General features: G+C 46.8%; 20 protein-coding genes. 7 read left to right on the top strand and 13 right to left on the bottom strand.

Annotation, left to right across the window (positions count from 1 at the left end; all coding sequences use genetic code 11):
* Positions 1-192: 192 nt before the first annotated feature.
* Complete coding sequence (locus GPK83_RS10810) at positions 193-471, bottom strand: hypothetical protein (protein ID WP_117470173.1); 279 nt, start codon at positions 469-471, stop codon at positions 193-195.
* Between the two features lie 348 nt (positions 472-819).
* Here GPK83_RS10810 and raiA point away from each other — a divergent pair, with 348 nt between their 5' ends.
* Positions 820-1,347, top strand: a complete 528-nt coding sequence (gene raiA, locus GPK83_RS10805) for a ribosome-associated translation inhibitor RaiA (RefSeq protein ID WP_015553800.1) — start codon at positions 820-822, stop codon at positions 1,345-1,347.
* 173 nt (positions 1,348-1,520) lie between these two features.
* Here the strand turns inward: raiA and sdaAA are convergent, their stop codons facing one another.
* From sdaAA to trxB, 7 genes are all read right to left on the bottom strand, one after another.
* Positions 1,521-2,405: an L-serine ammonia-lyase, iron-sulfur-dependent, subunit alpha gene (sdaAA, locus tag GPK83_RS10800; protein ID WP_117470172.1), complete on the bottom strand. Its 885-nt coding sequence runs from the start codon at positions 2,403-2,405 to the stop codon at positions 1,521-1,523.
* A gap of 14 nt (positions 2,406-2,419) precedes the next feature.
* On the bottom strand, positions 2,420-3,097 hold the full coding sequence (gene sdaAB, locus GPK83_RS10795; protein WP_015553802.1) for an L-serine ammonia-lyase, iron-sulfur-dependent subunit beta: 678 nt from the start codon (positions 3,095-3,097) through the stop codon (positions 2,420-2,422).
* A gap of 374 nt (positions 3,098-3,471) precedes the next feature.
* Positions 3,472-4,641, bottom strand: coding sequence for a tyrosine-type recombinase/integrase (locus GPK83_RS10790; protein ID WP_215704754.1), 1,170 nt, complete (start codon positions 4,639-4,641; stop codon positions 3,472-3,474).
* Between the two features lie 102 nt (positions 4,642-4,743).
* Positions 4,744-5,109, bottom strand: coding sequence for a methionine--tRNA ligase subunit beta (locus GPK83_RS10785; protein WP_242990578.1), 366 nt, complete (start codon positions 5,107-5,109; stop codon positions 4,744-4,746).
* A 132-nt stretch (positions 5,110-5,241) separates the two neighbouring features.
* Entirely contained in the window at positions 5,242-6,726 is a 1,485-nt protein-coding gene (locus GPK83_RS10780; RefSeq protein WP_215704753.1) for an RNA-binding domain-containing protein, read from the bottom strand.
* A gap of 459 nt (positions 6,727-7,185) precedes the next feature.
* On the bottom strand, positions 7,186-8,508 hold the full coding sequence (locus GPK83_RS10775; RefSeq protein ID WP_215704752.1) for a C40 family peptidase: 1,323 nt from the start codon (positions 8,506-8,508) through the stop codon (positions 7,186-7,188).
* 69 nt (positions 8,509-8,577) lie between these two features.
* The gene (gene trxB, locus GPK83_RS10770) at positions 8,578-9,558 is read right to left on the bottom strand and encodes a thioredoxin-disulfide reductase (RefSeq protein ID WP_215704751.1); all 981 of its coding nucleotides are present in this window, start codon (positions 9,556-9,558) and stop codon (positions 8,578-8,580) included.
* Positions 9,559-9,994: 436 nt separating this feature from the next.
* Between trxB and GPK83_RS10765 the strand changes: the two genes are divergently transcribed.
* Both GPK83_RS10765 and GPK83_RS10760 read left to right on the top strand, forming a co-directional pair.
* Positions 9,995-10,318, top strand: coding sequence for a hypothetical protein (locus tag GPK83_RS10765; protein ID WP_147324201.1), 324 nt, complete (start codon positions 9,995-9,997; stop codon positions 10,316-10,318).
* 403 nt (positions 10,319-10,721) lie between these two features.
* Positions 10,722-11,453, top strand: coding sequence for an SDR family oxidoreductase (locus GPK83_RS10760; RefSeq protein WP_215704792.1), 732 nt, complete (start codon positions 10,722-10,724; stop codon positions 11,451-11,453).
* 23 nt (positions 11,454-11,476) lie between these two features.
* On the opposite strand, the gene GPK83_RS10755 is transcribed toward GPK83_RS10760, so the two are convergent.
* Positions 11,477-12,277 (bottom strand): IclR family transcriptional regulator, encoded by an 801-nt coding sequence (locus GPK83_RS10755; protein WP_215704750.1) that lies wholly within the window; start codon positions 12,275-12,277, stop codon positions 11,477-11,479.
* Between the two features lie 173 nt (positions 12,278-12,450).
* Between GPK83_RS10755 and GPK83_RS10750 the strand changes: the two genes are divergently transcribed.
* The 4 genes from GPK83_RS10750 (at position 12,451) to GPK83_RS10735 (ending at position 16,377) form a co-directional block, all read left to right on the top strand.
* Positions 12,451-13,692 carry an Nramp family divalent metal transporter gene (locus GPK83_RS10750; RefSeq protein WP_215704749.1) on the top strand — a complete coding sequence of 414 codons (1,242 nt, stop codon included), beginning with the start codon at positions 12,451-12,453 and terminating at the stop codon, positions 13,690-13,692.
* A gap of 39 nt (positions 13,693-13,731) precedes the next feature.
* Complete coding sequence (gene glsA / locus GPK83_RS10745; RefSeq protein ID WP_215704791.1) at positions 13,732-14,664, top strand: glutaminase A; 933 nt, start codon at positions 13,732-13,734, stop codon at positions 14,662-14,664.
* A 118-nt stretch (positions 14,665-14,782) separates the two neighbouring features.
* A complete protein-coding gene (locus tag GPK83_RS10740; RefSeq protein WP_215704748.1) occupies positions 14,783-15,775 on the top strand; it encodes an agmatinase family protein in 993 nt (330 codons plus the stop codon).
* 131 nt (positions 15,776-15,906) lie between these two features.
* Positions 15,907-16,377 carry an L-2-amino-thiazoline-4-carboxylic acid hydrolase gene (locus tag GPK83_RS10735; protein WP_117470163.1) on the top strand — a complete coding sequence of 157 codons (471 nt, stop codon included), beginning with the start codon at positions 15,907-15,909 and terminating at the stop codon, positions 16,375-16,377.
* A gap of 257 nt (positions 16,378-16,634) precedes the next feature.
* On the opposite strand, the gene tsaB is transcribed toward GPK83_RS10735, so the two are convergent.
* Genes tsaB through GPK83_RS10715 form a run of 4 tightly spaced genes read right to left on the bottom strand, consistent with a single transcriptional unit; the run spans position 16,635 to position 19,446 of the window.
* Complete coding sequence (tsaB, locus tag GPK83_RS10730) at positions 16,635-17,342, bottom strand: tRNA (adenosine(37)-N6)-threonylcarbamoyltransferase complex dimerization subunit type 1 TsaB (protein ID WP_215704747.1); 708 nt, start codon at positions 17,340-17,342, stop codon at positions 16,635-16,637.
* Complete coding sequence (gene tsaE, locus GPK83_RS10725) at positions 17,343-17,768, bottom strand: tRNA (adenosine(37)-N6)-threonylcarbamoyltransferase complex ATPase subunit type 1 TsaE (protein ID WP_015553816.1); 426 nt, start codon at positions 17,766-17,768, stop codon at positions 17,343-17,345.
* Positions 17,765-18,259, bottom strand: coding sequence for a YcxB family protein (locus tag GPK83_RS10720; protein ID WP_021905509.1), 495 nt, complete (start codon positions 18,257-18,259; stop codon positions 17,765-17,767). The genes tsaE and GPK83_RS10720 overlap by 4 nt, the downstream gene beginning before the upstream one ends.
* On the bottom strand, positions 18,256-19,446 hold the full coding sequence (locus GPK83_RS10715; RefSeq protein ID WP_215704746.1) for a MalY/PatB family protein: 1,191 nt from the start codon (positions 19,444-19,446) through the stop codon (positions 18,256-18,258). Before GPK83_RS10715 ends, GPK83_RS10720 begins: the two co-directional genes overlap by 4 nt.

The raw sequence follows: 19,446 nt of genomic DNA, 5'->3' as shown, positions 1-19,446 counted from the left end.
ATGGTTCATCTCACATCAGGCCACTGCATACAAGTTTCTATATCTGAATCGTTTTTGATGTCCGCTGCTCCGTCCTGCGGGATTTTACCGCATAACCGCATACGTCTGCATCGTACAATCCTTAATATTTTAACACCTTCCGGGTTTTTATTCAATGACTTCATGTAATTTTAACATTTCGTACATAAATCCTTATCTCTGCCTGCGCAATTCCCGATAAAACTCCCTGCTACATCTTCTCGCAGCCGCATCGTCCATCTGCGCCGCATCCCTGCTGTTTTTTCTAAAACCGTTTTGACAATTTTTCGACAATTCAATTTTTTCCTCTTCGACATCTCCCTGACTCCTTCCCCCGGCTTCTCCCTCACTTCTGTCTATTTTTCTCTCTTCCTGCCGCTTTTCCCCTTTAAATGTACAACTTGCACAAACCATACATTCGATTGTCTGGTTATCCACTTTATCCACACTCATCCACCGAAATTATGTGGAAAGTTGTCCACCTCGAGAAATGCCGATTTCACGCCATTTCGCAGTTATACACCAAGTTATCCACATTATCCACAAGTTTTTTCCTCCCCATCGGTGGATTTTACGGTTCCTTAATATTTGTTTTATTTTTGTGAACATCTTATAAAATTTACATTTCCGACAACTTTTTTGCCCAATCCCATTGACAAACCGGGAAGGCTTCATATAGTTTTTGAGCTTTTATACACCTTTTTTTACCTTTTTAAATTTTCTCATTTTTTATGTATTTTGGTTGTCTTTTACAGAATTTTGTGCTATACTTAAGTCATCCCAAACAAAGGAGTTGATTTTATGCGTTACACGATCAGCGGAAAAAATATCAACATTACACCAGGCTTAAAAGATGCCGTGGAAAGTAAATTAGGAAAACTGGAGCGCTATTTTTCTCCTGATACTGAAGTACAGGTTACATTGAGCGTAGAGAAAGGACGTCAGAAAATAGAGGTTACGATTCCTGTTAAAGGCAGCATTATCCGAGCTGAGCAGGATTCCAGCGATATGTATGTATCTGTTGATCTCGTTGAAGAAATTATCGAGCGTCAGATCAAGAAATATAAGACAAAGATCGTTGACAAAAAGCAGAACGCCTTAGCATTTAACGAAGCCTTCCTTCAGGAAGAATCCGAGCCGGAGGAGACCGTTAATATCGTAAAGACAAAACGTTTCGCAATGAAACCGATGGATGCCGAGGAGGCTTGCGTACAGATGGAACTCTTAGGACACAACTTCTTTATGTTCCTCAACGCTGATACAAACGAAGTCAATGTAGTTTATAAGAGAAAAGGGAACTCTTACGGACTCATTGAACCGGAGTTCTAAAGAATCCTGAAACTTAATAAGAATGAATAGCCGGGCGGCAGCGTTGATGTGGGAAACCGCACAGTGACTGAAATGCCAGGCAGCAAAAATACAGGCGGTACTTGATTTTAGATTAAGTACCGCCTGTTTATTATGTTTAGATGCCCTTTATCAGTTGCCAACTATTCTTTTCTTCATTTTTGAGTTTCCTTTGCACATGCCGCGCAAGCCTCACATGCGCTCTTCGCGACCGCCATACCGCCCATGGAAGTCTCCCTGAGTTCTGACGGAATCGACCGTCCCACCGCATACATGACACCGATGGTCTCGTCAATCGGGGTGATGCTCTTGATTCCCGCCATAGAAAGTTCCGCGGAGATCAGGGCATTTGACGCCCCCATGGCATTCCGGTTCTGACATGGATTTTCCACAAGTCCGCCGATGGGATCACAAACAAGTCCCAGAATATTCACGATCGCGAAGGATGCCGCGTCGAGACACTGCGCCGGTGTTCCGCCGAAAAGCTCCACAGCCGCTGACGCTGCCATGGCACTGGCCGCTCCCACCTCCGCCTGACATCCGCCCTCTGCTCCGGCTGTCGTGGCATTTCTCGTAATGAGGTATCCCACTGCCGCCGCGTTAAATAACGCCTGGCAGATCTCCTCATCCGTAAATCCGTAGTTTTCCTGCAGGGAACAGCAGACTCCCGGAATTACACCAGAAGAGCCAGCCGTCGGTGCCGCAACGATGAGTCCCATGGACGCGTTGACCTCGAGAACGCCCACCGCATAGGCGATCGCCTTTGAAACCACATCCCCACAGAGATTCTTCTTATTTTCCCTCAGCGTGTGGAGCTTTCTGCTCTCCCCGCCGATCATGCCGCCCATGCTGACGATATTTTCCTTTAACGGCTTCTTCGCCGACGCCTGCATGATGGACCATGCTTTCTTCATTTTCGCCCTTGTCTTCTCCGGATCCTGCTCCAGAAACGTGGTTTCCCGCTCGAACATGGCCTCAGAGATCTTTTTATTTTCCTTTTCGCAGTACTCTAAAAGTTCTGCACCATTTATAAAATTCATCGTTTCTCCCCCCATCAGTCCAGATTGATCGCCGGAACCAAAAGAACGTTTTTCACAGCCTCAAACCCCCGCAGCGCGTTAATCACCTGGCTGGAGACCATAGTATCCACCTCGATGATCGCGTAGGCCATCTTGCCCTTGCTCTCGCGGTAAAGGCGCAGGGAACCGATATTTAAGTCGTAAGCGCTCAAAACGGCCGTCACGAACGCCAGCGTACCCTTTTTGTCGATGTGCTGGACAACGATGGTGCTGTAATTTCCGGTAAGATCAACATCGACGCCGTTTAACCGCGTGATGACCGCATTTCCGCCGCCAATGGACTTTCCGCGCAGGGACATCTCATTTCCATTTTCGTCCTTTACATAGATGTCCACCGTATTCGGATAGATCTCCTTATCTGTGAAGTTTTCCTCGAAGGTAAAGTCAAGTCCTGCCTCTTTCGCGTGCTCAAAGGAATCGCGGATCCTTTCATCATCCGGGTGATATCCAAGGATTCCGCCGACTAATGCACGGTCTGTTCCGTGTCCATGGTAGGTACGGGCGAAGGATCCGTAGAGCACAAAGCGCACCGCCGCCGGCTTCTCCACCATTTTTCCGGCAATAAAAGCGATCCTCAGTGCCCCAGCCGTGTGGGAGCTTGATGGTCCGATCATGTTCGGCCCCAGAATGTCGAACGTTCCGATCTCATTCATACGTGTTTCCTCACTTTTACATATTGTATTTTGTTGTTCCGCAGGTCTGCGCACCTGCCGCGCTGACCATAAAAACATAAGCTGAATGGCAAAAATTCCTATCTAAAATAAATTTTTACATACCACTTTAAAGGCTCTGAGAAGTTATATCTTCTGCCTTCATATTTTGGATTTGTATCCGGCATTTTCCCGGAACCCGCATAAATGCTTGCGAAGCGCGTATTTAAGCCATTTTTCGCATATGCAGTAACTTCTCATATCGTGGCATAAAGTGGCATATTTTGAAAAATTTTGTCGTAAATCTGTCGTAAAAAATCCATCATTTCTGACTATGAAAGTCTCAGTTTTCCTTCCAGATTTGCAAAAGAATTTTTCTATGCCGTTGCTTCCGCATAGATATTCATCGTGGTCGAGATATCCGAATGCCCCATGATTTCCTGAATGACTTTCAGATTGGTTTCATTTTCGCAGAAGCGGGTACAGAACGTGTGCCTCAGATTGTGAACTGAAAAATCCCGAATCCGCAGTGGCTCCCGTTTTTCCTTTTCAGCCAGTTTCACTTCATCCCGATTGTGATCTCTTATAATCCGTTTAATTGCACGATTTATAGTCATCGGGTTATGAAGATTCTGCTCCCTGTTCAGAAAAACAAAATTGGAATATCCATCTATCGTCGGAGATTTCAGCTTGAACCGTTTCTGATTCTCACGTTCCTGAAGCAACGCTTCCCTCACCTCTGACAGCATCGGAACTACACGATTGCCAGCGTTCGTTTTGGGCGTTGTAAGACGGAACCGCCAACCATCGTAGTCACGGAAACGGTAAATAACATTATGGTTGATGAAAATCTCATTATTCTCAAAATCACAATCATTCCATCGAAGACCAATCGTTTCACCAATCCTACATCCCGTTCCAAGCAGAAATGTAAACAGTGGCATCCAGTGGCTATAAATCGGCGAGGTTGAAACAAACTGAACAAATGCTGCCTGTTCTGCCTCTGTCAGTGCATGCCTTTGTGGCTTCTCCCAACAATGGCTTTTCTTGATATCACCCTTAAGCCCGTCTGATGGATTACAGCGAATATAACCATCTCTCACCGCCAGTGTAAATGTCGGATGCAGCAATGAATGGATAATCTCCAGGCTGTTCGGTTTAAAACTCAGGTCATTGATCAAGTAATTATAAAATTCCCGAATATCAGAATACTTAATCAAGCTGATTTTCCGCATTCCAAATTTCATACGTACGAACTTATCGTACATATACTTATAATTCGATCTGGTGGATTCTTTCAGTTCCGTCTTGCCACTGAAATAGATATCAAAAACATCATTTAAAAGGATGTTCTGATTTACAAAAAGGATTCCATCCTCCACGTTTTTCTCGGCCTGTTTCCGCTTCTCCCGAAGTTCCTTTAACGTTCCAGCATACACACTATGCCTGCGGCCATCTGCACCTTTATATTCGTAGCTGCCATCTTTTCTCTGGCTCTCACTGTCTTTTAAAACGCGTCCCTTTGAATCTTTTCTTGAATCTTTCATAAGTTCTCCTTCCATTTCCATGGAAAGAGCTTTGCTTAAGATATATTTTTGTTTAGCAGAGTTTGGATCCAACCAGAATCTTATCATCCAGCATTAACAGGTTCACAATCTCATCTTCCCCTTCTTGCATTCAGCAGAAAGAAACATGCCATGGGATACAATTCCCATCATAGCTCTCGGCGGGATGTTGACAATCGCAACTAAGGTCTTGCCAACCAGTTCCTCCGGTTCGTAATATGAATGCATTCCGGAAAGAATGGTACGATCTGTTCCACTACCATCATCTAATGTAAACTGCAGCAGCTTTTTGGATTTTTTCACTGCAACACAGTCTTTTACTTTTACCACTCTCATATCTGATTTGCAGAATGTATCAAAATCGATATCTGCTGCATCATAAGGCTCTACTACAACCTTTTCTGCATCTTCTGTGGAAGTCTCAGCGGTTACTTCCTCTTTCTCTGCCATTTTATCCATTTCCGTTGGCTTTGTCTCCTTTTCTCGTCTTCTCAAACAATATTTTACACTAAGGCGGTATGATCGTAAACAAGTTCGATTGATCCTGTGAATTTTGAATTTTTCGTTACAACAATAAACATACTATGATTCATCGTGTAGCAACCATGTACCCTTTTTGGAAGGACCTACATGTTCCACCAAACCATCTTTCTTCATTTTATTGATATGATACCTGACTCCGGCCACTGATAATCGCATCTGATCTGCGATTTTCTTCACAGTAATCGTTGGCTGTTCTCGCATGATTTCCAGAATCCTGGTTGCGGTTTCCGCATTAGCTTTTTGTTTTTTAATGTTAGTATTGGTTTTTGTGTTAGTGTTAGTGACTTTTTCTGTGTCAGTTTTTATGTTAGTGTTAGTGACTTTTTTTGTGTTAGTCTTTATGTCCGTATCTCTTTTCCGATACATGTTTACCCTAAAATCCCCATCAAAATCAATCAGTTCTGGTTCAGGCAAACCATATTCCGCACAGGCCTCAAACAATCTCGGTATTCCGGTTCCCCATTTCTCAATAATTTTCATATAGGCAAAGGCTCTTGCAATTGCAGGATTTCTCGGTTTTGAATACCCCACCATCATTTTAGAAATGGTGACATTATTTAGGAGCATCCCAGGCGAAGTTACTTCCAGTCTATCATCAAACAATGCCACCTGAATACTCCCCTGTTCGAGATAGCTACGATGTGCTACAGCATTTGCAATAATCTCGCGAATGCTGTCTGTTGGCAATTCATACACATCCTGTCTGTACATACCCTTTATCGTCATTCCCATATTGATTTTTTCAAGGACATACCGATATGCAGCTTCCATCTGTTCCTGAATGGGACCCTCAAATTCTCTCCTGTCAACAAAATACGCACGGTTTGTTCCTTTAAACACACCACACTGGATAGTAGGCTGCTGTGGCATTCTTCCAGTTAAAAGAGCATATGCATTTGTGGGATATATACCACCTTCAGACTCCTTCAGTACACCCCAGGAAATCAATGTGTTCTTGGTTACCTCTTTTATCTTCGCCTTCTCACTATCCTGCCATGTGTTGGCAAGAGCAGTTTCTTTCATACTTTTGCAAAGTTCATTGATGTCACTATCTGAAACCGTCATGTTCTGGCATATTTCACTATCAAAGTGGCGATTCTGCCCTTCTAAAATCAGTTCCTTTAGCATATACCCTTCCACATGTCTGGTTGTGCCAGATACTCTTACATAAGTACCATCAATCATCCCCTGTGATTTTATATAATATGGACGCTGTGCACCTGGTAAAATTTCTACAACAATCACCGTTTTATCTTTAACTGTCTGTAAAGCCACATCCGGTCTGATGGCTGGTTCACACGCATCAGAAATTGCGTTGGTAATGGCATCCATGGTTTTATAAATATTTTCCGTATTCATTCCCACAATTTCTAATGTCTTATCGTCTACTCCGAAAACAATCTTGCCACCTTTACCATTGGCAAAAGCCACCACTGTTTTCATATATTTTTCGCTCTTATCAGGTACCGTCACCTTATACTCGATATTCTTTGATTCGCCAGAAAACAGCATGTTTTCTTTCATAGCAATTACCTCTTAGAGTTCTATGTTTACAATGCTTCTCATCAATTCTATCCTTAATCAGTTTATTTATTCTTTATCATCTTTTCTGCATCTTCTCTTCTAATACAATAATATATATAATATACAGGGGGTGGTAATCATACCTTAACCAAGCGCTTCCCAGGTTTTTCAATATCCTTTTTTATACTTTTGTCGTAAATCTGTCGTAAATGACCAATTTTTCATCATCGAAACACCCTGCAAAGTCTTATTTTAAGCTATTCTAACTTATCAACAGACTTCATTGTCGGGATTTTTACACACTGCACTATTTCTTATTATACACAATAAGGAGCTGTTTTTCCACAGCTCCTTATTTTTTCTTTATGATCTTTTCTTTTATCTTTTGCCCAGTTATCCTGAAGATCAATGGACATCTGCTGCTGGAACAGATTGCTGCATAATAAATTCCTGCAGCTCTTAATCTAAGAAGGTAACCGCTTTCGCCGGAGTACGGTAGTACGCCGTAGAAATAATAATGCCGGTCTTTGATGTGCTGGCGTGGATGATCTTTCCGTCGCCGATGTAGAGGGCAACGTGGTTGATCGTCTTTCCGCTTGCGTAGAATAACAGGTCGCCCGGCTGGATCTGGTCGAGGGAGATTTCCTTGCCGTTTGCCGCCTGGTCTCTTGAGGTACGTCCGGTCGTCACACCGAAATGCTCAAAGATACGCATCGTAAATCCGGAGCAGTCAGCTCCGTTCGTTAAGCTTGTCCCACCGTATACATACGGATTGCCAAGGAACTGTTTCGCATATGCAACGATCGCGGTGCGGACTGCGGAATTGTAGACTGCGCTTCCCGGACCGTTCTGGGTACTCTGATATGAGCCGGAGGTTCCTGTGCTGCTGCCGGTGGAAGTTCCGCTTCCGCCGGGGCCTGCGGTACTGCCGGTATCCTGATTTCCGGTATTCTGGCTTGTGCCGGTCTGGGTGCTCTGGCTGCCCTGACTATTCTGTTCTTTCGTCGTTCCGTTATCCGCGTTCGGATTCTGGGCAATCATTCCGATCGTGGAGGACGGGGTGTCCTTATTGGCGGACGCAGTCTCCTGTCCTGCTTCTTTCTTTAACGCTTCGACCTTCGCGATAGCGTCCTCCGCCTCTTTCCTGATCCTTGCGTCCTCTTCCGCTTTCTGGCGCTCTTCCTCGACGCTCACGGCCTGCTTGAACTCCACGCGCTGGGTGACATAATCTTTATGTACATATCCGCTCAGGGATTCATCGACCTGGATCTCGATGAAGTCTCCCTCTTCCTTCACTTCCAGGTATTCAGCGTCCTTGGAAAGTGTGGTGAGTACCGCACTGTCGGTGCTCGGCTGTTCGCGGAGTCTTAAGCTGTCAGCGCTTACCGTCACATAAACCGTACCTATATCTTTCGCGATCCTCTCCGCATCAGCGCCGGTAATAAAGTATGCGGATTTTATGTAACCGGTCACGTTACCGGACTTGATCTGATACCAGGTTCCGCCTTCTCCGTCCACTGTAGCTAAGATCGTTGCTGCGCAGTTGTTGTAGATCTTGCCGACGATACTGCTGGAGGTATTCGCCTCGGAACGGATATTTACATAGTTGCTGACGCGGGAGATTGCCACGTTGTCATAAGCCGACTGTTTATTTCCGACGGTGGTAAGTCCCGTTCTCTCACTCACCTGCACCGAAAGGGTTTCCGCCGCATAAGCGATCTGCGGCATCATGAGCGCCACGCTCAGACCGCAGACCGCGATAATTCTTCCTGCTCTGTTCATAGATCGTTTTTTCTCCTGTCTATCTGCTGCCGCTGCCGTATCATACGGAATTTTCAGTTCAGAAAATTCCTACTCTATACCATACAGGTACTGTTCTACAGACGCAACGCAATTTGCCCCGTCTGCCACTGCCGTAACGACCTGGCGGAGCGCCTTTGTACGGACGTCTCCTGCCGCGAAGATTCCCGGAACATTCGTCTTTCCGTCCTCCCCGGCCTCAATATATCCTGCCGGATCCATATCTACGGATCCCTTAAATTCTTCACTGTTCGGGGTGATTCCCACCGCGACGAACACACCGTCCACAGCCAGGTCACTCTTTTCCCCGGTCTTTTTATTGAATAGCTTCAGTGTCTCCACCTTCTCCGCTCCGCAGATCTCCTCCGGCACCGTGTCCCAGAGAATTTCCACGTTTGGAAGCTCCATAAGCCGCTTCTGCAGACTTTTTGCACCACGGAATTCGTCTCTCCTGTGGATCACATAGACCCTCTCGCAGAGTCTTGCGAGAAAGATCGCATCCTCAAGAGCAACATCCCCGCCTCCGACCACCGCCGTTATCTTTTTCCGGAAGAACGCGCCGTCGCAGGTCGCACAGTAGGAAACGCCTTTTCCCGTAAGCTCTGCCTCCCCCGGGATGCCAAGCTTTCTGTGGTGGGCACCGGAAGCGATAATGACCGCTTTCGCGAGTCTCGTCTCCTTTTTTCCCACTACCTGACGGATCACAGGCGGGTGTCCCGCTCCCGCTTCTGCCGCCTCTAAGACTTCGTTCTCATCCGCAAGGTCCGCGGTCTCAATTTTTAAGACCGTATCCTTCGCAAACTCCACGCCCAGCTTATCGGCATGCTCCCGGAATTTCATTCCCAGATCGAAGCCGCCGATCCCCGGAAGTCCCGCATAGTTGTCTACCTCATATGTTGTAAGCACCTGTCCGCCGCTCATCATCTCTCTTTCAATCACGAGGGTCTTTAACTCCGCACGTTTTGCGTAGATCGCAGCCCCGAGTCCCGCCGGACCGGAACCGATAATGATCAAGTCATAGATCTGTTCCATGATGCCTCCAATCTCAGTATTTACACCTGTTTCCTATCGTCTTCTGTCCGCACCACGCGGTCAGTCAGCACACAATGCGGCTTCTATAGTATAGCACCATACATATCTATTATACAATCAATTTTCCCGGAATTTAAGTGGCATTCCTGTGGCAAAATTTACCATTAATATGATGTGAGAAAACGCAGACATGCAAGTGAGTATGACCGCATTTTTCTTAAGGGCGTTACCGATAAATTTCAGGAATTGACCTTCATAATATTTTGGCATAGTGAATTGTCCTGAATTTATAAAACTATTGATGTCTTTCTGTTATAATTAAGATACTGTCAGCAAATCAAATGATAGCTGCATGGGAAGAGCCCCATTCGTTTCCTGCAATTTTTTTGAAAAGAGAATCGCAGCTGCACATATATATCAGGCTGCGGTACACATTATGATTTTCAACAAAGAAGAAAGAACCTACTGGATCGAAAGCTACAAGAACTTCCCAACCTCAAACATCTCCGACGCAATGGATAACCTCGGTCTCCGCTCCGGAGTCGTCCTTGGACTCCACCCGTTAGATGTTTACCAGCCGCGTACCGCAGGCTTCGCGAAGACACTCCGCCAGATGCGCAGAAAAACCGCTTTCGACGGGAAATCTCTGACAAAACAGGCTTCCATTATCGACAGCCAGGCGGAGTACGGTGACCTTCTCGTCATTGAGGCCAATATCCGCGGCGGAATGAGCTTAAATGAGGCAAGACTGCAGAAATAACCATATCGAAGCCGAAAGCCATGACTGCATTGATCCTGATGCGATCATGGCTCTCTTATTTACGCGAACAACGAGCCAAAGTCCATGCGCTGCCCGGACTGCAGTGGATTTTTCCGGAATCCTATTGTAATTCCGGTGTTATTCCCTTAAAATATGCATATCTGCCGTTTTCATCAATCCTCGGAATTCTTATAGTCCGATCATTTCCGGCAGCTGTGATCTCATCAAAAAGCAACGTAACTATTCAGTACCTTCATAGTTACGTGCAAAAATCCATTCCAGATCAGCTTCGCTGATGGGATTTTTGCCTTCCAGCCTATGTTTTCTTACGGTCAGCGCAGCAAGTGCGCAGACCTACTGAACAGTTACAAAGCAACAAAGTTTTATACGCAAATAGGAGTTCATTATGAAAAAAACAGTTCTCGTCACCGGCTCCTCCCGCGGGATCGGGCGGGCCGTGGCTTTAAAATTTGCTTCCTGCGGATACCATGTCGTGATCAACTGTGCCCGAAGCACAGAACGGATGGAAGAAGTAAAAAAAGAAGTGGAGGTCTTGGGTGCGGAGTGTCTTGCGGTACAGGCGGACGTCGGAGATCCAGATGACTGTAAACGTCTATTTAAAGAGATCGAATCCCGCTTCGGTCATGTGGATGTCCTCGTAAACAACGCCGGGATCTCCATCATCGGCCTCTTACAGGACTTAAGCTGTGAGGACTGGAACCGGATCGTCTCCGCGAATCTCTCCTCCGTCTTCCACTGCGCCAAACTTGCGATCCCCGGGATGATCCACAACCATAGCGGAAAGATCATCAATATCTCCTCCGTCTGGGGCGTCTGCGGTGCCTCCTGCGAAGCGGCCTACTCTGCCACAAAAGGCGGCGTCAACGGTCTCACCATGGCCCTCGCCAAGGAACTCGCCCCCTCCGGCATTCAGGTGAACGCTATCGCCTGCGGGGCCATTGATACGGAGATGAACGGATTTTTATCTGATGAGGAGCATGAGATGCTCTTAGACGAGATTCCCGCCGGCCGCATGGGAAAGCCGGAGGAAGTCGCAGACCTCGTCATGAAACTCGTAGAAGCACCGGATTACCTGACCGGTCAGATCATAAAAATGGATGGTGGCTGGATCTGATCCAGCCACCATCCATTTCTGCTTTAAAAACGCAGACAATCCTGCAGATAACGCGCATGCGCCTGAAGCGCAGCAATAATCTCCTGTCTTCTCTTCTTTATCATCGGACTCATTCCCGTCAGGCTCACACTTCCAAACAATTCATTATGATATCGGTTAAAGATCGGCACTGACAGCGCTGATACTCCGGTAAAAAGAGCGTCGTATTCTTCAGAATACCCATTTTTACGGATCCGGTATAACTCCACGTCAAAATTCTTCTGCTTATCCTCGAAAGACTTCTGGAACGGTGTCATCGGCATTCTTTCCAGATATTCCGCTCTTTCTTTTTCCGATAAATATGCCAACAGAATCTTTCCGCTTGCAGAATCATACAGAGATATCTGTGGTGACACACGCTGGACAATAAAAGGACAGTTTGTCGGTTCAGTTGTGTCAATCACTCTCAATTGCTTTTCGTCCATTGCAAACATGGTTCCGTTTAACTGGAACTGATTACTTAACGCCAGCAGTCTGTCATGACCCCGGTCAATGCACATGCTCTGGCGCGTCCCGGCAGCAAGACAGGCTTTGTTAAACAGCGCCGCCCCCAGCATGTACTGCCCATTTCCATTCTGGCTGATATATCCATTCTGGTAAAGCGTACTCAGAATTCCATGGACTGTGCCTTTGTTCAAATTGAGCTGATTGCTGATCTGTCCCAGCGTCAGGGCAGAATTTGTCATCGTAAAGCAGTTCAGTATGTTGATCGCACGCTGAACCGATTGGATCTGACGTTCCGTAGCCTTTGTATTCTTTTCCGTAACATTTTTCGATTCATCCAATGGCAAAATACCTCCTCCTGTCAAATAGAGTTTGATATTATCAAAAGCAAGTTGACAATTATTGTCATTTTATCATTCCTATGCTATATTGTCAACACAGTTACAAAAGTTCAATTATTTCGGCCGAATAACTAGAACATTCATATCGATCAACTAAAAAAGGAGAAAAAAGCATGGTGAATTCCAATAATGTCACTCGCAAATTTACTATGAAAGAAAAACTTGCTTCCCTTGGACCCGGCTTCGTGATCGTGGGATCATTCATCGGTCCCGGAACCGTAACAAGCTGTACACTGGCAGGTGCAACTTACGGTTTCACACTTTTCTGGTGTGTTGTCTTTTCCGTTATCGCAGTTATCGTCATGCAAGGTATGGCGGCAAGGATCGGTATCATCACGCAGGAAGGTCTCGCAGAAAACATGAAACATGACTTTGCTGACCGTCCGCTTCTTCGAAACATTTTATGTGGTCTTGTCATCATCGCGATCACCATCGGCGGACTCGCATATATGGGCGGCGACCTTACCGGAACGGCAATGGGAGCCAGCGCACTGACCGGTGTTCCGACAAGAATCATGGCTCCGATCTTAGGAGTTATCGTTCTGATCGTTCTCCTCTTTGTCGGTGATGCCGTTAAATATCTGGAAAAGCTTTTAAGTGTATGTGTCACCTTAATGGCAATCGTCTTTCTTATGACAATGCTCATTGTTCGTCCCGATTTCGGCGAACTGCTCCGCGGATGCATCCCAACAGTCCCGAAGGGCGGACTGATGACATGTCTTTCCCTCATTGGAACGACCGTTGTTCCATACAACATGTTCCTGCATGCTGCAAGCGCCCAGAGAACATGGCATACAAAGGAAGAACTTCCGCTCTGTATGTTTGGCACAACCGTACCGATGATCATCGGCGGTGTTATCACAGGTTCCATTATGATCACATCCGCAGTGGTTATGCGCGGCATGAGCGTTAACAACGCAATGGATATGGCTGTACAGCTTGAAGGTACACTCGGACGTTTCGCTCAGCCTTTCATGGCATTAGGACTTCTCTCCGCAGGTATTTCCAGTGCTCTCTGCTCTCCGATCAGTGTCTCTTACGTATTAGCCGGACTTTTTGACTGGAAGACAGACGGCTCCGATAAACGTTTCTTAGGAACAAGCGCAATCATTCTGATCGTCGGAATTATTATTTCCGCAATTGGTACCAACCCGTTAGCACTTATCATGACTGCTCAGGCTGTAAACGGAATCGCACTTCCGGTCGTTGTAGGTGTTACTCTTTACCTTGCAAGCCGTCAGAGAATTATGGGTGAATATAAGAACTCCATGCTCCAGAACATTATTGGCCTGATGATCTTTGCAATCTCACTGGTCCTTGGTATTTCAAGTTTTATCGGTGTTTTTGCCGGTTAAAGCATTAACACATACATGCACATGAGAAGAGGTGAATATATGCTGGAGGAAGTTGCGAAAGATGCCTGGGAGTATGGGCGAAAATTCCTGCTGCAGGGAAAAGTCGCAGATTATATCCCTGAGCTTGGGAAAGCAAATCCAGTACATTTTGGACTATGTATTAAAACAGAAGATGGCCGTCATATCGAATTTGGCGATTCCGAACACCGTTTTACTATACAGAGTATCTGTAAAATCGTTTCCCTCGCAGCAGCACTGCAATATATCGGTGAAGAAAAGGTCTTTAGGAATGTGATGATGGAACCATCCGGGGATGCGTTCAATTCAATTTTAAAGCTTGACACAGCGAGCAACCGCCCGTTCAATCCAATGATCAACGCTGGGGCCATTGAGGTTGTAAGCCTTCTGTCCGGGCGCTTCTCTTTCGAGCAGATGCTGGAATTTATCCGCACCTTATGTAATGACAATGAAATCGTTCTGGATGAATCCGTCTACCGCTCCGAAAAAGCGACCGGCGACAGGAATCGGGCGATCGGATATCTGTTAAAGAGCAAGGGCGTGTTAAAGGGGGATGTTCTCCAGACTCTGGATCTCTACTTTAAGCTCTGTTCCTTAAGTGTAAATGCCAGATCATTATCAGAATTAGGTCTTCTTCTTGCAAACGGAGGTATTTCCACCACTACCGGAAAACGCCTCCTCGACAAAAAAATCGTCCGAACATTAAAAACCCTTATGCTGACCTGCGGCATGTACGACCGTTCCGGGGAATTTGCCGTTCGTGTGGGAATCCCATCCAAAAGCGGTGTCGGCGGCGGAATCCTGTCCTGTGTGGGAGGCCGTATGGGAATTGGAATCTATGGACCGGCACTTGACGAAAAAGGCAACAGCATCGGCGGCGGATATACACTGGAATATCTCTCTGAACATTTGAATCTTCACATCCTTGATTCCGCCGATGCAAAAGAAGCATAAAATTAAGTCTTTTAATGCGACATATACAGTTTTCATGTAACTGTTGACTGCTTCATAACCATAAGTAAAAAATTGCCTTCGACAATGGGGCAATTGAGTAAAGAAAGGAAATGACATTATGAAAAACAGCAAACCAACAATTTATGATCCGGCATTTTTACCAAACAACATTTACAGCGGAGTTCCGTCTTGGCTGAATCTGCCAGTTCTCGAAAATGAAAGTGAACTTTCCTCCATGGATGCCGTTGTCACCGGTGTTCCGTGGGAAGGCGGATGCACGATCGGCGGATACTCTTCCTGCACAGAAGGACCGAAAGCAATCCGTTCTGTATCGATCCGCTATACCGGCTATCTTCCGGACTTTGACCTTGATGCATTCGATTACTTAAAAGTCGGTGATTTCGGCGATGTCGCATGCAGAAACGGCGACTATCCGCTCACCTTTGAAGCGATCAGAGAGAGGATCGGCCAGATTGAAGATGCCCACGCACTCCCGATCACATTCGGTGGTGACCATGGAATCGCTTATCCGATCATCAGTGAGATTGCAAAGCGTCATCCGAAACGCGTAGGTGTTCTCCACATTGACGCTCATCTCGACAACTACTCCATCTTCGGCGACGATGAATACTCCAGATGCTCTCCTTTCTATCAGCTTTACAACGATCCAAACATGGACTCCACAAAGATTGTCCATATCGGTATCCGTGGTCCGCGTAACCATAAGGAAGAATTCGCAAACGCAAAGAAATACGGTGCAACTGTCATTCTTGCAAGAGAAATTAAAGAGAATGGCTGGAAAGAGTCCATCCGTAAAGCAATCGAGATTGCATCAAAAGATACTGATCTGATGTATATCACTGTTTGCGCTGACTGTCTTGACGCAGCAAGCATGCCGCAGGGACCGCAGGACATGTGCGGATTAACATCTTATGAATTGTGCATGATGCTTCACGAGGCCGGACTCGCAGGTGCAAAGGGCATGGATTTCGTGGAGATCTATCCAGATACTCTGAGCTACCAGACCGCCGCACACGATGCATGCTGGGCAACTCTCTATTACCTGAATGGACTTGCAGAGAGAAAGAAAAACGAGGGCGAACAGAAATAACTTCTGAAAGACGCAGCAGTTCAGCCAATCCGTGGTCGGACTGCTGCTTTTTTATAAAAAAGAATCAAAAAATCAATTTTCTTACCGGTCTGTAGCAGCCGGGACTTAGTACACATGAAGGAGGAAACCACATGAAGACAATTTACGATGTACCAATTATTTTGAGAAGAGAAATTGAAGCACTTATGGTCAAGCCATTTATCGACGCGTTTGAAAAGGAACTCGGCCATGAAAAAACATATGAGATCGTAAAAAAAGTCATCTTCGACATCGCCTTTAAAGAAGGTCAGGAATATGCGGAGCTCTTCGGAAGAAATGACCTGCAGGCAATCCGTATGCAGATGGAACCCTGGTCATCGAACGGTGCCTTAAACCTTGCATGGAGCGGAGACGGAAAAAAACATCTTTGTGAAGACGTTCTGGAATGTCAGTATGTTGCCATGTATGAACGTATCGGGATGAAGGATCTCGGAGCTGTCTTATCCTGCGGACGCGATGAACCGTTTTACAAAGGCATGAATTCCAAGATCAAAATGACAAGAACAAGAACTCTGATGCAGGACGGTAAATGCTGTGATTTTGTATTTGATCTGGAGGAATAGCTGTGGACGTTCTGAAATTCGTAAAAGCGAAAAATGACTATCTCGGCAAGATCGAGGGCGGTGGACTTTCTTGAAAATTCAAATAACGAATGACATCATATTCCCCTATATCCCCCATTCCTTGCTGGGGAAATTTTCAGAATTCCATGACAGTTAAAAAGTGGGACTACTTCACCGACGCTTTGCTCGCCGGACAGCAATCCCACTTTTTATTTATTGATTTCTCTGTATATGATTTTTATTATTTTTGCAAAATATCAGACGTTCTTTGCCTCTCTCTCCTCGCGCTCCCGCTCCGCCTGGGACTTTCTCAGATAGTCCGGCTTATGCTCCATGGCGGTCTCTGTCTTTCCTTCCGCGAAGTAGACAGCGCCCAGAGCGGCCACAGAAGCGGCTCTCTGGCGGTTTACATGGGCCGGGGCAAGATCGTAGGGCACGGTCATTTTCTCCGCGATCTGCTTCTCGTAGACCGGCACACCGTCACCTAAGAAGATCACGCGCTCTCCCATTCCATTTAACTTCCCGATCAATTCTCCCATGTCCATGGCATCCTGATCCATCACAGTCTCAAACTCTCTCTCAAAGCAGTAGATTCCCGTGTAGACCTGGTTTCTTCTGGCGTCCATGATCGGGCAGATCAGGCCGGAAGCGCCGAACAAGTTGTATGCTGTCGCGTCAAGTGTCGGAACATGGATCAGCGGCTTATTTAATGCCAATCCAAGTCCCTTCGCCGTCGCAGATCCGATTCTGAGACCCGTAAAGGATCCCGGACCGCCGGATACTGCGATCGCATCGATCGTATTCAGATCAATCCCTACAAGTTTTACCATCTCATCGATCATCGGCAGCAGGGTCTGCGAATGGGTCATCTTGAAATCCACCGTATACTCCGCCATCGTGATCCCGTCCTCATAGATAGCCGCCGATGCCACCAGTGAGGAACTTTCAATTCCTAAAATCCGCATCTATTTTTCCTCCACCGTGATCTTTCTGTAATCGAAGCCCTTTTCCAGGTTCTTCTCGATGGTGACAGTCTTCACATGCTCCGGCAGGATCTCCTCGATCATGTTGGACCACTCAATAAGAGTCACGCCTTCCCCGTAAAAGCAGTCTTCATATCCGACTTCATCCATCTCGCTGATGTCACCGATCCGGTACACATCAAAATGGTACAACGGCATTCTTCCGCTGTCATACTGCTGGACGATCGTGAAGGTAGGGCTGTTTACCGGCTCCGTGATCCCGAGTCCCTCAGCAAAGCCCTTCGTAAAAACTGTTTTTCCGACGCCGAGATCGCCGTTCAGGCAGATCACTTCGCCCGGCTTTGCCTGTTCCCCAAGCATTTTTCCAAAGGCGAAGGTCTCCTCCGGTGCGTTTGTTTCCTTTATCATGCCTTTAATCCTTTCGTCTTCTTCGGCGGAAGATTCCGCTTGCAGAAATCGACAAACTCCTGTTTTCTCCCTTCAATGGACCGGAATGGCACAAGATATCCGTTTGTCGGTCCGACCTTGATGATATACATGTTCGGGATCCGAACGACTTTCCAGATCTGATCCCATTTCAATTCTCCGGTCACGCCGGCCTGTTCGACCCCGATCTGCTCATCCGAAACGTCAAGATTGATCGGCGTTGAGTATCCGGTCGTTTTCGCATGTGCTTTTGCCTTCATCCAGATCATGATCGGCTGGACAAACACAAAAAGGATGATACAGCCCAAAAGCATGACTCTCTGCATCACTGCCACTGAGCTCCATGCGTATCCGAGGATCCCGATGACCAGGATCAGGAACACGAATGTAAAGATCCCGGCAAATCCCGAATACGCACTGTACATGGAGAAATCAAAGATATCTCTCGCTGTCATTTTTACCTGAATTTTCATACCAGTTTTTCCTCTTCAAATGCCGTCCGGATCCGGTTCATACACTCCTCGATGACGCTGCGCGGGGAAGCGACGTTGATACGCTCAAATCCGCGTCCCTCCTCACCGAAGATATATCCCTCATCCAGAGCGACCTTTGCTTTCTTCTGCATCAGTTCTTCCAGTTTTTTCTCATCCCGGTCAACGTATCCGTTGAGATCAAGCCACGCGAGGTAGGTTCCCTCCGCCTTGACGAGATGGGCCTTCGGAAGGTATTTCTTTAAATATTCGTCGATATACGCGAAGTTTCCATCCAGATAGTCCTTCAGCTGCTCCAGCCACTCTTCCCCCTCTGTGTAGGCCGCGATCATCGCCGTCATACCCAGAGCGGAAGCGCCATCCATGGACAGGCTGCCATTCACATAGTCTTTCCACTTTTTCTGAAGTTCCTTATTGTGGATCACGATGTTGGAGGTCTTCATTCCGGCAAGGTTGAAGGTCTTGCTCGGCGCAGTGCAGACAACGATCCGGTCCGCATACTCCGGAGCTACATTCATGATCGGTGTGAAGGTCACACCACGGCGGATCAGGTCGCAGTGGATCTCATCGCAGATGATCCATTTGTCGTACTTTTTACAGATCTCAACCGTCTTTTTAAGCTCGTCCTCCGTCCAGACACGGCCTGTCGGGTTATGCGGGCTGCACACCACGAGAACCTTGTTTGCCGGGTCCGCCATCTTTCGATCGAGATCTTCAAAGTCGATCCGGTAAGCACCGTTCTCATAGATCAGGGCGTTGTCCACCGGAATGCGGCCGTTGCTGTTGGCCTTATTCGTAAATGGATAGTAGATCGGGCGCTGGAGAACGATCCCGTCCCCCCGCTCCGTGAGGAGGTTGATGAGCGCTGCATAAGCCGCCACAACGCCCGGACAGAAGAACAGATTCTCCCTGCTCTCCTCCCAGCCGTAGCGCTTTTTCATCCAGCCCGTCACCGCGTCCATGCACTCGTCTGCCTCGTACATGGTATAGCCGAAGATCTTCCGGTCGATCCGCTCATGGAGAGCCTTTAAGATCGGTTCTGCGCAGGCAAAGTCCATATCCGCGATCCAGAGGGAGATCGAATCCTTGTCCGCTCCCTTCGGCAGGCGCTCAACCTTCACTGCATGGGTTCCCTTACGGTCGATCACTTCATCAAAATTATACTTCAT

Source organism: Clostridium sp. MCC328 (assembly GCF_018785465.1).
In the GTDB taxonomy this organism is placed as follows: Bacteria; Bacillota; Clostridia; order Lachnospirales; family Lachnospiraceae; genus Pilosibacter; species Pilosibacter fragilis.
The sequence above is the reverse complement of the archived record's forward strand: the minus strand, read 5'-3'. Positions and strand labels throughout refer to the sequence as shown.

Coding starts and splice junctions, on each gene's coding strand:
- GPK83_RS10810 (WP_117470173.1), bottom strand. CDS start 471: ATGAGTGTGGATAAAGTGGATAACCAGACAATCGAATGTATGGTTTGT.
- raiA (WP_015553800.1), top strand. CDS start 820: ATGCGTTACACGATCAGCGGAAAAAATATCAACATTACACCAGGCTTA.
- sdaAA (WP_117470172.1), bottom strand. CDS start 2,405: ATGAATTTTATAAATGGTGCAGAACTTTTAGAGTACTGCGAAAAGGAA.
- sdaAB (WP_015553802.1), bottom strand. CDS start 3,097: ATGAATGAGATCGGAACGTTCGACATTCTGGGGCCGAACATGATCGGA.
- GPK83_RS10790 (WP_215704754.1), bottom strand. CDS start 4,641: ATGAAAGATTCAAGAAAAGATTCAAAGGGACGCGTTTTAAAAGACAGT.
- GPK83_RS10785 (WP_242990578.1), bottom strand. CDS start 5,109: ATGGCAGAGAAAGAGGAAGTAACCGCTGAGACTTCCACAGAAGATGCA.
- GPK83_RS10780 (WP_215704753.1), bottom strand. CDS start 6,726: ATGAAAGAAAACATGCTGTTTTCTGGCGAATCAAAGAATATCGAGTAT.
- GPK83_RS10775 (WP_215704752.1), bottom strand. CDS start 8,508: ATGAACAGAGCAGGAAGAATTATCGCGGTCTGCGGTCTGAGCGTGGCG.
- trxB (WP_215704751.1), bottom strand. CDS start 9,558: ATGGAACAGATCTATGACTTGATCATTATCGGTTCCGGTCCGGCGGGA.
- GPK83_RS10765 (WP_147324201.1), top strand. CDS start 9,995: ATGATTTTCAACAAAGAAGAAAGAACCTACTGGATCGAAAGCTACAAG.
- GPK83_RS10750 (WP_215704749.1), top strand. CDS start 12,451: ATGGTGAATTCCAATAATGTCACTCGCAAATTTACTATGAAAGAAAAA.
- glsA (WP_215704791.1), top strand. CDS start 13,732: ATGCTGGAGGAAGTTGCGAAAGATGCCTGGGAGTATGGGCGAAAATTC.
- GPK83_RS10740 (WP_215704748.1), top strand. CDS start 14,783: ATGAAAAACAGCAAACCAACAATTTATGATCCGGCATTTTTACCAAAC.
- GPK83_RS10735 (WP_117470163.1), top strand. CDS start 15,907: ATGAAGACAATTTACGATGTACCAATTATTTTGAGAAGAGAAATTGAA.
- tsaB (WP_215704747.1), bottom strand. CDS start 17,342: ATGCGGATTTTAGGAATTGAAAGTTCCTCACTGGTGGCATCGGCGGCT.
- tsaE (WP_015553816.1), bottom strand. CDS start 17,768: ATGATAAAGGAAACAAACGCACCGGAGGAGACCTTCGCCTTTGGAAAA.
- GPK83_RS10720 (WP_021905509.1), bottom strand. CDS start 18,259: ATGAAAATTCAGGTAAAAATGACAGCGAGAGATATCTTTGATTTCTCC.
- GPK83_RS10715 (WP_215704746.1), bottom strand. CDS start 19,446: ATGAAGTATAATTTTGATGAAGTGATCGACCGTAAGGGAACCCATGCA.